The 12,370-nt window shown below is 68.5% G+C and carries 12 protein-coding genes; 5 read left to right on the plus strand and 7 right to left on the minus strand.

All coding sequences use genetic code 11. The annotated features are described in order from the left end of the window. Positions 1 to 38: 38 nt before the first annotated feature. Genes hpnE through ACR652_RS16990 form a run of 4 tightly spaced genes read right to left on the minus strand, consistent with a single transcriptional unit; the run spans position 39 to position 4,200 of the window. The gene (gene hpnE, locus ACR652_RS16975; RefSeq protein ID WP_434507661.1) at positions 39 to 1,277 is read right to left on the minus strand and encodes a hydroxysqualene dehydroxylase HpnE; all 1,239 of its coding nucleotides are present in this window, start codon (positions 1,275 to 1,277) and stop codon (positions 39 to 41) included. Continuing rightward, the gene (hpnD, locus tag ACR652_RS16980; RefSeq protein ID WP_434507662.1) at positions 1,274 to 2,137 is read right to left on the minus strand and encodes a presqualene diphosphate synthase HpnD; all 864 of its coding nucleotides are present in this window, start codon (positions 2,135 to 2,137) and stop codon (positions 1,274 to 1,276) included. The genes hpnE and hpnD overlap by 4 nt, the downstream gene beginning before the upstream one ends. Further along, positions 2,134 to 3,012, minus strand: a complete 879-nt coding sequence (hpnC, locus tag ACR652_RS16985; RefSeq protein WP_434507663.1) for a squalene synthase HpnC — start codon at positions 3,010 to 3,012, stop codon at positions 2,134 to 2,136. Before hpnC ends, hpnD begins: the two co-directional genes overlap by 4 nt. Before the next feature lie 33 nt (positions 3,013 to 3,045). Further along, complete coding sequence (locus ACR652_RS16990) at positions 3,046 to 4,200, minus strand: glycosyltransferase (RefSeq protein WP_434507664.1); 1,155 nt, start codon at positions 4,198 to 4,200, stop codon at positions 3,046 to 3,048. Between the two features lie 194 nt (positions 4,201 to 4,394). On the opposite strand from ACR652_RS16990, the gene ACR652_RS16995 reads away from it, so the two are divergent. Together ACR652_RS16995 and ACR652_RS17000 are read left to right on the plus strand one after the other, a co-directional pair. Next, positions 4,395 to 5,192, plus strand: coding sequence for a creatininase family protein (locus tag ACR652_RS16995; RefSeq protein WP_434507665.1), 798 nt, complete (start codon positions 4,395 to 4,397; stop codon positions 5,190 to 5,192). Positions 5,193 to 5,257: 65 nt separating this feature from the next. Next, positions 5,258 to 6,076, plus strand: coding sequence for a hypothetical protein (locus ACR652_RS17000; RefSeq protein WP_434507666.1), 819 nt, complete (start codon positions 5,258 to 5,260; stop codon positions 6,074 to 6,076). Between the two features lie 11 nt (positions 6,077 to 6,087). Here ACR652_RS17000 and ACR652_RS17005 read toward each other — a convergent pair whose 3' ends face one another. Then, positions 6,088 to 6,330, minus strand: a complete 243-nt coding sequence (locus ACR652_RS17005; protein ID WP_434507667.1) for a hypothetical protein — start codon at positions 6,328 to 6,330, stop codon at positions 6,088 to 6,090. A 171-nt stretch (positions 6,331 to 6,501) separates the two neighbouring features. Between ACR652_RS17005 and ACR652_RS17010 the strand changes: the two genes are divergently transcribed. Next, complete coding sequence (locus ACR652_RS17010) at positions 6,502 to 6,750, plus strand: hypothetical protein (protein ID WP_434507668.1); 249 nt, start codon at positions 6,502 to 6,504, stop codon at positions 6,748 to 6,750. Positions 6,751 to 6,765: 15 nt separating this feature from the next. Here the strand turns inward: ACR652_RS17010 and ACR652_RS17015 are convergent, their stop codons facing one another. Further along, positions 6,766 to 8,334, minus strand: coding sequence for a glucan biosynthesis protein (locus ACR652_RS17015; protein WP_434507669.1), 1,569 nt, complete (start codon positions 8,332 to 8,334; stop codon positions 6,766 to 6,768). Between the two features lie 718 nt (positions 8,335 to 9,052). Here ACR652_RS17015 and ACR652_RS17020 point away from each other — a divergent pair. Both ACR652_RS17020 and ACR652_RS17025 read left to right on the plus strand, forming a co-directional pair. Then, positions 9,053 to 10,198, plus strand: a complete 1,146-nt coding sequence (locus tag ACR652_RS17020; protein ID WP_434507670.1) for a type III PLP-dependent enzyme — start codon at positions 9,053 to 9,055, stop codon at positions 10,196 to 10,198. Positions 10,199 to 10,448: 250 nt separating this feature from the next. Further along, entirely contained in the window at positions 10,449 to 11,039 is a 591-nt protein-coding gene (locus ACR652_RS17025; RefSeq protein ID WP_434507671.1) for a GNAT family N-acetyltransferase, read from the plus strand. 8 nt (positions 11,040 to 11,047) lie between these two features. Here ACR652_RS17025 and purD read toward each other — a convergent pair whose 3' ends face one another. After that, on the minus strand, positions 11,048 to 12,325 hold the full coding sequence (gene purD / locus ACR652_RS17030) for a phosphoribosylamine--glycine ligase (RefSeq protein ID WP_434507672.1): 1,278 nt from the start codon (positions 12,323 to 12,325) through the stop codon (positions 11,048 to 11,050). Positions 12,326 to 12,370: the final 45 nt, after the last annotated feature.

Genomic DNA, 12,370 nt, shown 5'->3' on the forward strand with positions numbered 1-12,370 from the left:
GAAAGGCGCTTCAGCGCGTTGGGGCTATCGGGATAGCGTCACCCCGCCAGTTCCGCGGCCCTGTACCCCGACCGGATCGACCCCTCGATGGTCGCGGGCAGGCCCGTCGCCGTCCAGTCTCCAGCGAGAAACAGATTGTCCCATTGCGTCGCCGCGCCGGGGCGCCGCGCTTCCTGCGCCGGCGTCGCGGCGAAGGTGGCGCGTTTTTCCTTCACGATCTGCCAGGGCGGAAGATCGTCGGGCAGGCCGGTGGCGTTCGCCACCTCCCGCCAGATTTTCTCCGCCAGCGCCTCGCGCGGCGCGTCCATCAGCCGGTCGGCGCCGCTGATCGTGACGGAGAGCCTGTCGTCGAAGGCGAAAAGCCATTCCGAGAGCCCGCCCACCATGCCGAGCAGCAGCGGCTGATCCGGCGGCGGCTGGATTTTGAAATGGACGTTGAGAATGGCCCGGAAATCATCCGGCGCGATCAGGCCCGGCACGAGTTCGGCAGCGATCCACGGCGGCGCGGCGAGAACCAGCCTGTCGTCGGCGCCCAGCGCGATCTCCTCATCGCCGAAGCGCAAGGCCCGCGCGCGCCCGTCGTCGAAAACGATCTCCCGCAGCCGCGCGCCGAAACGTGGCGCGACGCCCTTCGCCTGCAATGTCGCGAGCGCCGGCCCGATGAAGGCGTGGCCCAGTCCTCCCTTGGCGACCAGCGGGCGACAGGCGGCGCCGCCGGCCGCGAGCGTTTCGCGCAGCACGGCGCCGGCGAGCGTCGCGGAGGCCTCCTTCGGCTCGGTGTTGAGCGCCGAGAGCATCACCGGCCGCCACAGCTTTTCATAGAGCGCGCCTTCGCAGCGCATGGTCTCGCCGATGGTCGCGCCCTTCCTGGCGAAGAGCAGTCTGGCCGCGTCGAGATAATCGAGCGGGCCCGTGCCCGGCACGCGGCGGCTGGCGAGGAAAATCCACCAGGGGAGCTTCGAGGCGTTGGGCCGCAGGCGCCAGCGCTCACCGTTCTCGCAATCGAGGAAATCGAACACGCAATCCGCCGGGCCGACGAGCGCGTCGCTCGCGCCGATGCGGGCGCCATAATCGCGCGCCGCCCAATTGCCCGAAAGCAGCAGGTGGTTGCCGTTGTCGATCGTCAGACCGAGCGTCGCGTCGAAATAGGAGCGGCACCGCCCGCCGGCCATGCGGGCGGCCTCGTAGAGCGCGACGCGCTTGCCGTCGTCCGTCAGGCGCACGGCGCAGGAGAGCCCGGCGAGGCCCGCCCCGACGATATGGGTGGTTCCGGTCACAGGAAAGCGTGTTTCAGCAGCGCGCCGACGAGCTTGGCGCGCGACATGCGCACGGGCGCGCGGGGCGGCGAGAAGCCGCGCGTGGCGAGGCGGTCGAGAATCGAGCGATAGCCGGCGGCCATCAGATAGGGCGCCTTCACGCCGGATTTGGGCAGGCCCGTCATGACGAGATCGGACTGTTCGAAATGTTCGCGCGCGCGCTGCATCACCGGCGCGCAGACGGCGTCGAGCGCCGGGTTGGACAGCACGGCGTGCGGCGCATGGTTCGAGACGCCCGCCTCCTCCAGCGCCTCCAGCGGAAGATAGAGCCGCCCGCGCGCCGCGTCCTCGTCGAGGTCGCGCAGAATATTGGTGAGTTGCAGCGCCCGGCCGAGGTGATAGGCGAGGAGCTTGGGCGCCGTGGACAATTCGGGGCTGTCATCGTCGACGAGGCCGAAGGCCCGCACGGAGAGACGGCCCACGGCGCTCGCCACGCGATCGCAATACAGTTCCAGTTTCTCCCAGCCCGGGGCGCAGATGTCCTCCTCGACGTCCATCATCATGCCGTCGATGATGGCCTCGAAATCCTCGCGGTCGAGACCGAAGCGGCGCACGGGTTCGGCCAGGAAGGCCGTCTTCGGCCGAATGCGCCCGGCGTAGAGCTCGTCCAGATCGCGGCGCCAGTCGTCGAGCGCCACACGGCGCGCGGCGCGTTCGCCTTCGTCGTCGGCGATGTCGTCCACCGCGCGGCAGAAGGCATAGATCGCATACATGGCGTCGCGGCGCGCGGGCTCCAGAATGCGCATCGCCAGATAAAAGGAGCTTTTGACCGCGACGGTCTGCGTTTGCAGCGGCGCGAGTTGGGTCGTTTCCATCGTCATTGGCGTGAGCCCGCAATTCTGCGCAAGGGGCGCAGCGCCCGCCGCGTCAGCGCGCCGAGCGCGCCCTGCGTTCCGGCAAGGGCGAAGCCGAGCTTGCCGGCGTGCACATTGTCCGAGAGCGGATCGGCGACGTCGAGGCGCGCCACGAGTTTTTCGGCCAGCGCCTGAATGGCGCCGACTTCCATGGCGAGCCGCGAGTCGTTGAGGAGTTCGGCGAAGACGCGCGACTGGTCGAGCAGCGCCCGGGTCCTGCGGTTGAGATCGCGGATCGCGGCGAGCAGCGGGGCCGGGGCGCGCGCCTCGCCGAGCATGTCGACGCTGGCGCCATGGGCGTCGAGGGCCTGAGCTGTGACATAGACGCGATCGAGATCGCGATAGTCCTTGCCGCAGTCCTGGAGGTGGTTGATCACCTGCAGGGCCGCGCAGAGCGCGTCATTCGCCGCCCAGACCTTTTCAGGGGTCTCGCCATGCACGTCGCAGACGAAGCGGCCGACCGGCATGGCCGAATAGCGGCAGTAATAAATGAGATCGTCCCAGTCGCGATAGCGCAGATAGGTCACGTCGCGCATGAAGGCGGTGATCAGGTCGCGCGCATGTTGCGGATCGAGCTTTCGCGCCCGGCATTCGTCGCGCAGGCGGGCCGCGACGGGCTCTTCGGGGCCGCGGTCCATCAGCGCCTGATCGAGCCGCTCCAGAAGGTCGAGCTTCTCCTGCGCCTTCAGCGTGGGATGGTCCGAGATGTCGTCGGCGGCGCGCACGAAATCGTAGAAGGCCATGATCGGCGCGCGATGCTGCGGCGCGATGAGCACCGAGGCGACGGGGAAATTCTCGTCGCGGTGCGTCTTGCCGGAGCTGGTGTCGGCGATGTCGATCATGTGTCGTGCAATATCCTCGCGCCGGCCTTTGCCTCAGGCGGGCGCCTGGTAACGGCCTTTCCATTCGCCGCCGCGGCCGCGCATGTGCCGCCAGGCCGAGACGGCGGTAAACCACGTATAGCACGCCGCGATCAACGGCAAAGCAAAGGCGCGCGCGCGCGACAGCCCGTAGAACCGCAGGCTGGGCATATAGGCCTGCGCCATGATCAGCCAGGCGACAAGGGCGATGTCGGGCGCCGGCGATTCGGCGAAGACGAGAAGGGGCGGCGCCAGATAGACGAGACACATGCCGGCGACGGCGCCCGCGAGCTTCGCCGGGGAATAGTCGAGCTGGGCGTAGGCCGAGCGCGTCACCATGCGCTCGATGTCCGTCAGACGCGGATAGGGACGCAGGCTGTAGACGTCGTCGGTGAGGCCCAGCCAGATCGGCCCCTGCTTCTTCATCAGCGCGCCAAGCGCGCAGTCGTCGATGAGCGCGTCCCGGATCGCGGGCAGGCCCCCGGCGTCCGCGAGCGCCTGCGGCCGAACCAGCATCACCCCGCCGGCCGCGCCCGCCACCTTGCTGCGCGGATCATTGACCGCGCGGAAGGGATAGAGCTTCTGGAAAAAGAAGACGAAGGCCGGAACGAACCATTTCTCGGCCGCGCTCTCGCAGCGCAGCTTGACCATCAGCGACGACAGCACCGAGCCCCGCGCCGCCGCGCCCGCGACCAGCCGGGCGAGCACATGCGATTCGAAAGCGATGTCGGCGTCGCAGAACAGCACGAAATCGGGCTGCTGGGGCAGGCTGCGCACAGAGGTGAAGCCCCGGTGCATGGCCGCGATCTTGCCCGTCCAGCCGTCCGCCGGTCCGCCCGATTCGAGGACCATCAGCCGGTCGGCCGCCCCCAGTTCCGCGGCGCGGGCGCGGGCGACGTCGGCGGTGCCGTCCGTGCTGTCGTCGTCGACCAGCACGACCTCGAAACGGCCGGGGAAGTCCTGCTGGAGGAGCGAGGCGACGCTCGCCGCGATCACCTCGGCCTCGTCGCGGGCCGGGACAATGGCGACGACATGGGCGCCGGCGGGAACCGTCGCGCCGGGCGGCGCGAAGGTCTCGTCATGCTCCGTCAGCCGCCAGAAGCCCTTGTTGAAGATCAGCAAATAGAGCCAGGCGGCGAGAGCGATCGATGCGATGAGGGTCGAAACCATGGCGCTCGCTGTGAAAGACGGGGAACCCGCCGGGTTCTAGCATTTCGGGCGGGCGCTGGCCAAGCAGGTGGTCGTGGCGGTGTGGCCTGGTCCCCTCCCCCGCTTCCGCGGCGGCGGGGCCGACCCGCCGCCGCGACCCCGCGCGCCGCTCTCTCCGCTTTGACCTTTCCCCCGCCTTGGGGCTTAAATCCCCCATGCTTCCCTCCCGCTTCTGGTCCGAGCTTTCGATCCGCGACATTCGCGCCAACGACATGTCGGGCGTCATCGCGGTGTTGCCGGTCGCCGCCGTCGAGCAACACGGGCCGCATCTGCCGCTGGGCGTCGACGCCATGATCATGGAGGGCTGCGTCGAGCGCGTCGCCCTGCGCCTGCCGCCCGATCTCGACGTGGCGTTCCTGCCGACGCAGAGCATCGGCGTCTCGCTCGAGCATCGGGACTTTCCCGGCACGCTGTCGCTTTCCTTCGAAACCGCCGCGCGCGCGCTCGTCGAGATTGCGGAGGGCGTCGCGCGCGCGGGCGTGAAGAAAATCCTGCTGATGAATTCCCATGGCGGCAATTCGGCGCTCATCTCCACCGTGGCGCTCGATTTGCGCGCGCGTTTCGGCGTGCTCGCCGTCACCTGCTCCTGGGCCCGCTTCGGTTATCCGGACGGGCTGTTCGCCGAGGCCGAGCAGCGCCACGGCATCCATGGCGGGGAGATCGAGACCTCGCTGATGCTCGCCCTGCGGCCCGAGCTGGTCGATATGGGGCGGGCCAAGAACTTCCCGCCCGCGACGCTGGATTTCGAGCGCGATTTCGTCTGGCTGCGGTCGTCGCGCCCGGCGGGCTTCGGCTGGATGGCGCAGGACCTTTCGCCCGCCGGCGCCATGGGCGACGCCTCGAAGGCGACGGCCGAAAAGGGCGAGGCCACCGCCGACTACTGGGCCACCGCCTGCATCGAGCTGCTGCGCGACATCGAGGCGTTCGACCTCGCGCGCCTGAAGACCGACTGAGGCGCCCTCGCGCAAGCCACAGCCGCTAGGCTTTCGGAAGACGGGCGGTCTGGCTGGGGACGGCGATGAGCGTCGAGAAGATCGGGGCGCTGACGCAGGCGACGACCGACGCGACCGCCATGCGGGCCGTGAACGGATTTGGGCCCGGCCATGGCCAGGCGTCGCCGCCTTTCCCGCCGCCGGCCGACGCCCCCGCCGGCGCGCCGCCGCTGTACGGCAATCTCGTTCTCCCCTTGCCCAAGACGGGCGCGGACGGCGTTCCCTCCTCCCGCATCAGCGCCTCCTATCGCACGCAGGCGGCGCAGCGGATGGTCGAGTCGCTCTCCGCCGGCCGGCTGCCGGAGCCGTTGATCCGGCGCGAGGTCGAGACGCTGCTGCGCCGGCTCGCCGGAACGCGCGAGATGACGATCGCGCGGCTGATCGAGGAGACCGGAGAGACCGCCCCCGAGCGGCTGCCCTCGCGCAATTCGGCCGAGGCGCGTTTCGATTTCAGGAGCCGTCTCGCCGCCACGGACGACGACGGCCGTCTCAGGCTGTTCGATCTCTATCTGACCCGAATCGGCCCCCGCCAGTGGGAGGCGGCCATTTTCGAGCGCGACCCCTCGCGCGCCGGCCTGACCTTTCCCCGCGCGACGCCGCCGCTGGAGGCGCATCGGCTTCTGATCGACCCGACGACGGGAGCGGTGGTCGCCTGCGTGGCGCTGGCCGTTCAAACGGGCGCCTCGGCCGCAGGACATGCGGCGGCCTTCGGCGCGCCGCTGCGCAGCCTCGCTTCCGCCGCGCTGGCCGCGGCGCTGTTTCTGCTCATCGCGCGCGTGGCGTCGTGGCCCGCCGCCGCGCTGGTCCTGACGGCGCTGGTCATGTTTCTGGCTTCGGAGCGATAGGCCGTCCCGTTTCAGGAGCCGCCCGAACCGGCGCCGCTGTCCGTCACGAAGGTCGCGACCGCGAGCAGCGCCAGTGACACAACATAGACGAGCAGGGCCCCCGCCGCCGCGCCGCCGAGGATCAGCAGGCCGCTGACGACGCTTTTCCTGATCAGGACATAGACGCCGTAAAGCAATCCCCCGACCACGCCCATGCCGCCGCCAAGAACGACGGCATAGAGGAGATAGATCAGATAGTCGCTGGTCCGGCCCATCGCGCGCGCTCCACCCGAGCAGACTAGATCTTGACCATCGCTCCGGCAACGGGCCGCGAAAGCGCCCGCGCGGCGCTTTTTCGCGCCCCGGCGCGCGGGGACGTTGAATGTGACAGGCATTGCACGTCAAATGCCCCCAAACTGCCAAGCGACAGAAGGGGATTTTCACGCATGGACTTCATCCATCCTCTTGCGCGGGGCGCGAAGGTTTGGACGGCCAGTCTCAATACTGGCGAAACCAGGCGCATTCTCGTGATCGTGACGAACGCCGAGCTCGATCCGGCGAAGAAGAAATACAAGCCCGACCTCATCGCTCAGTTGACGACGGCCGCGCAGGAGTTTCTCGCGGACTCGAACGAGGCCGACGGCTTCCTTCTCGCCAACCGCCTCCGCGATTGGGAGAATTCGAGAGATCGCTGACGCCGCGCGGCTCGCTCAGGTCGCCGAGGGCGGCGACCAGGGGAGCGTCCAGGTTTCCGTGAGCGTGCGGCCCTTCGCGCGCAGGAACAGGCGCAAATCCACGGTGTCGCCGGGTTTCGCCGAGACGTCGAAAAAGACCCGCAGGCCCTCGATATGCGGATTGGCGATCACATTGCTGCGCAGCACCCGTCCCCGCGACGTCGTCGCCACCACCTCCACCTGCCCCGGATCATTGACGAAATAAGCCAGATCGCCGCCGGCGAAATCGACGATGAACCGCTTAGCGTTGGCGTCCTCCGGTTCGGCGGAGCCGAGCGCGCGGGCGGGCGCTTCGAATGTGTGCACGGCGCGGCCGTTGGGCGCGAGGCGCGGCATGTCCAGACCGGCGGTGATCCGATAGGCGAAAGCGAAGGGCTTGCCCGGCTCCGGCGGCGTCGCGGGCGTCCAGCTCGCGACGATGTTGTCGTTGGTTTCGTCCTGCGTCGGCAGTTCGATCAGCTCGACGCTGCCGTCGCCCCAGTCCCCCGACGGTTCGACGAAATAGCTCGGACGGTTCTGATAGGCGAGATCGAGGTCCTGATAGGACTCGAAGGTGCGGTCGCGCTGCAGCAGCCCGAACCCGCGCATGTTGTGATCGAGGAAATAGGACAGGCGTTCGCGCGGCGGATTGCCCAGCGGCCGCCAGAGCCATTCCTCCGCGCCATTGTGAATGAGCAGGCCGTCGGAGTCGTGCAATTCTTCGCGGAAGCCGTCGCGCACGCGGCGGTCGTTCTCTCCCGTGAGATACATGGAGGTCAGCGGCGCCATACCGAATTTGACGCCCGCGCGGCGCGGAAAGATCGTCGCCTTGACGTCGAGCGTGCTTTCCTGGCCGACGGCAAGATCGAAGCGATAGGCGCCCGTCGCCGCCTCGCCGTCCAGCAGCGCGTAGATCACGGCGCGATTGCCGCCGGCGGTCGGCGTCTCGATCCAGAATTCGCGGAAGAAGGGGAACGTCTCCCTGTTCGTTCCGGCCTCGACGCACAGCGCGCGCGCCGAAAGGCCATATTGCTGGTCGCGGCCGAGGAAACGGAAATAGCTGGCGCCCAGAAAGGAGATCGCCTCGTCGTAGACGTGCGGGTCATTGACCGGAAAATTGAGCCGGAAGCCGGCGAAGCCCGTGTTGACGCCGAGCGCCTCGCCGGCCTTCAGCGCGCCGAAATCGAATAGCGCCGGCGAATAGGGAATGGGCGCGGGAATGCCGTCGCGGATCGTGTTGACCGTCACGGGCCGGGGGAAGAGGAACCCGCGATGGAAGGTCGCGAGGCGGAAACCGCCCGGCGGATTGGAGAAGAGCGCGTGGTCTTCCCGGTAGCGGATCTGGCGCCAGGAATCGAAGGTCAGCGAATCAAAGGGCGTCGGAAGGCGCGGGACGACGTCCTCGAAGGGCGCGGCGGCAAGATCGCGCGCCCGCTGGAGCACGTCGTCATAGCCGAACTTCGGCGCCGGATTCGGACCCGCGCTTTGAGCGCGGGCCGGCGCGACGAGTTGCGCGCCGGTCGCAGCCAGGGCGCCGATCATCTGGCGCCGGGTGAGGTCGATCATGGTGGACTACCGGATTTGCCTACATTCTCCGCATGTTTCATGCGGGCGCCCGTTCGATTTGCTGTAACGAGAACGCAGAGGTTGCGCAAGCAGCGCGGCGTTTTGCAGCGCAGCGGCTCGCGGCCGCCGCGCGGATGATTTTCGTCCGCTGTGGCTTCGCTGCGCCGCGGAGCAAAAAAAATAATCATCGGGTCAAAAAGCGCTTGAGTTCGAGGGGAAACGGCGTATCTACAGTTTTGCCCAAATCGCACGTGCCTGTGGTCGTGTGTCGGTCGGCGGGGATCCGGACAAGAGGCCGGTTAACCGTCGGAAAAAAACCGGCAGCCGGAGGCGAACCGGCGAACTCCGCCCTCAACGGAGGATCGCGACTTAAAGCAACGACGGACCGGGCTTTTTTGGTCTCTGTCAGCCCTCCAAAGGCTGGCTTACCGAAGAGGCTTGTCTTTCTTGCCGGGCGTGCGGAAAGGGATCTTCCCCTTCCAATCGATGGCTGATCGGACTGAACGGCATGCGTTTGCGCGCGTGTTTTTCTTCGTCTGACTGGCTGACGGCGCATCACCGGATCGTAGCCGCGCAAGCGTGACGCGATCCTGGATTGCTGGCGCATCAGCGTTCGTCGCGTCTCCACCGCGCGCGAGCGAAGGACGTCGTGCATCCACCGAAGCAAAAATGGTTCCTGGCGCGGCTCGCACCCGCGCCCTTCGAAGGGGATGCCGCAATGACCGATCGTATCCAGGACTTCCTCGCCGAGCGCCGCCGCGCGGGCCGCGACAATGGTCCCTGCCTCGTCGTCGACCTCGACGTCGTTCGCGACAACTATCTCGGCTTCGCCAGGTCGCTGCCCGACACGCGCGTGTTCTACGCCGTGAAGGCCAATCCGGCGCCGGAAGTGCTGTCGCTGCTCGCCTCGCTCGGCTCCTGCTTCGACACGGCCTCCGTGCCGGAGATCGAGCAGACGCTCGCCGCCGGCGCCACGCCCGACCGCATCTCCTTCGGCAACACCATCAAGAAGGAGCGCGACGTCGCGCGCGCCTATGAGCTCGGCATCCGCCTTTACGCGGTCGACTGCGTCGAGGAGGTCGAGAAGATCGCGCGCGCCGCGCCGGGCTCGAAGGTGTTCTGCCGCATCCTCTGCGACGGCTCGGGCGCCGAATGGCCGCTGTCGCGCAAGTTCGGCTGTGTTCCCGAGATGGCGACGCAGGTGTTGGAGCATGCGCACCGCCTCGGGCTCCAGGCCTATGGCGTGTCCTTCCATGTCGGCTCGCAGCAGACCGACCCGCGCAAGTGGGACGGCGCGCTGAAGTCGGCGGCGGACATCTTCCGTGAACTCGCGGAGCGCGGCATCACGCTGCAGATGGTCAATCTCGGCGGCGGCTTTCCGACGAAATATCTGAAGAACGTGCCGGCGGTAAAGCAGTACGGCGCCGCCATCTTCCGGGCGCTGACGAAGCATTTCGGCAACCGCATTCCGGAGACGATCATCGAGCCGGGTCGCGGCATGGTCGGCAATGCGGGGATGATCGAGGCGGAAGTCGTTTTGATCTCGAAGAAGTCGGACGCCGAGGGCGAGCTGCGCTGGGTCTATCTCGACATCGGCAAGTTCAACGGCCTCGCCGAGACCATCGACGAGATGATCCGCTATCCGATCCGGACGGAAGCGGACGGCGCGCCGACGAGCCCCTGCGTCATCGCCGGTCCGAGCTGCGACTCGGTCGACGTGCTCTACGAGAAGAAGCCCTATGATCTGCCGATCTCCCTGGAGATCGGAACAAAGGTGCTGATCGAGGGAACGGGCGCCTATACGACCACCTATTCGGCGGTCGGCTTCAACGGCTTCCCGCCGCTCGAGACCTTCATCATCTGAGGGTCGCGCTCGCGGCCTCGCCCCTCACCCAGCCTCTCCCCGCAAGTGGGGAGTGGGGGCGGGAGCCGATCGGCGCTCTTGATGCAGGCCTGACTCTGCTCCTCTCCCCGCGCGCGGGGAGACGCTGGGTGAGGGGCGAGCCATAGGCGCGTCCCTCGCCGCTTCATTCCTCTCTCACCTGTCCCGTCCGGCGGGCGCGTGTCCTGCGCGCCAGGCGCGAGGGTCGCTTGTCCTCTCGAAGGAGGAACAGATGACCTTTGAACTTGCCCTCCCCTGCTCCGTCGCGCCCGTCGCCACCGCGCCGAGCCTGCCGCGCGCCTTCACGATCGTCGACGAAACGCCGGCGGACGTTCCCGCCCGTGAGGCGCTGCTCGACGCGGCCTTCGGCCCCGCGCGATTTCTCAAGACCTGCGAGCGGCTGCGCGAGGGGCGCAAGCCCGCGCCCGGTCTGGCGCTCGTCGCCAGGGACGAGTCCGGCGGGTTGATCGCGACCATTCGCCTGTGGCCGATTCTCGCGGGCGGCCGTCCGGCCCTTCTGCTGGGGCCGGTCGCCGTCGCGCAGGAGGCGCGCTCGCTCGGCCTCGGGGCCGAACTGATTCGCGAATCGCTTACGCGCGCCCAAGCGCTCGGCCATCGCGCGGCGCTGCTCGTTGGCGACGCGCCCTATTACGCGCGATTCGGCTTCGAGCGTCGCTTCGCCGAGCGGCTGCTTCTGCCGGGGCCGGTGGAGCGCGCGCGTTTTCTGGGTCTGGAGCTCGTCCCCGGGGCGCTGGGGGGAGCGGCGGGTCGCGTGCGGGCGGCGGCGGGGATCGACCCGGCGGCGCTGCCCCACGCGGCCTGACGCGCGGCTCAGCCGCGCTCGCGCGCCACTTCCCGCCAGCCGATGTCCCGGCGGCAGAAACCGCCGGGCCAGTCGATGACGTCGACCGCCGCATAGGCCTTCGCCTGCGCCCCGGCAACGCTGGGCGCGAGCGCCGTCACATTGAGCACGCGGCCGCCCGCCGCGAGCAGCCGCGACCCTTCGAGCCGCGTGCCGGCGTGGGTGACGATCACATCCGCCATCGCCTCCGCATTGGCGAGACCCCGGATTTCCGAGCCCGTCAGCGGCGTGCCGGGATAGCCCTTCGCGGCCAGCACCACGGTCAGCGCCTTCGCGTCCGAAAAACGCGGCCGGGCTCCGTCGAGCGCGCCGCGCGCCGCGGCCAGCATGATCGCAAGCAGATCATCTTCGAGGCGGGGGAGGATGACCTGCGCTTCCGGGTCGCCGAAGCGATTGTTGTATTCGATGAGCTGGGGTCCCTGAGCCGTCAGCATCAGCCCGGCGTAGAGCACGCCCTTGAAGGGCGCGCCCTTGTCGCGCATGGCGCGCATGGTGGGCTCGATGATCTCGGCCATCACGCGCCGCTCGATCTCCGGCGTCACGACGGAGGCCGGCGAATAGGCGCCCATGCCGCCGGTGTTCGGCCCCGTGTCGCCGTCTCCGACGCGCTTGTGATCCTGCGCCGTGGCGAAGGGAACGGCGCGCGCGCCGTCGCAGATCGCGAAGAAGGAGGCTTCCTCGCCCTCCAGAAACGCCTCAACCACCACCTCGGCGCCCGACTGGCCGAACAGCCCGGCGAACATCGCTTCGACCGCGCGCGTGGCTTCCTCCAGCGTCATGGCGACGACGACGCCCTTGCCGGCCGCGAGCCCGTCCGCCTTGACGACAATGGGCGCGCCCTTCGCGCGCACGTAAGCGAGCGCGCGATCCTTGTCGGAAAAGCGCTCATAGGCGGCGGTGGGAATGCCGTAGTCGCGGCAGAGGTCCTTGGTGAAACCCTTGGAGCCTTCGAGCTGCGCCGCCGCCTGCGTCGGGCCGAAGGCGAGCACGCCCGCGCGGGTCAACGCGTCGACGAGCCCGCCAATCAGCGGCTGCTCCGGCCCGACCACGACGAGGGCGATCCCCATGTCCTTGCAGAAGCGCGAGACGGCCCCGTGATCGCCGGCGTCGAGATCGACAGTCTCGGCGACGCGCGCGGTTCCGGGATTGCCGGGGGCTACGTAAAGCCTCGTCAGCAGAGGGCTTTTGGCCAGCGCATTGGCGATCGCGCATTCGCGCCCGCCCGATCCGATGAGAAGCACGTTCATGTCGCAAGGCCCCGTTCGATCCGCCCCCGCCCGGGGGAAGGCGGA

It is taken from the genome of Methylocystis sp. (genome assembly GCF_051061225.1).
In the GTDB taxonomy this organism is placed as follows: domain Bacteria; phylum Pseudomonadota; class Alphaproteobacteria; order Rhizobiales; family Beijerinckiaceae; genus Methylocystis.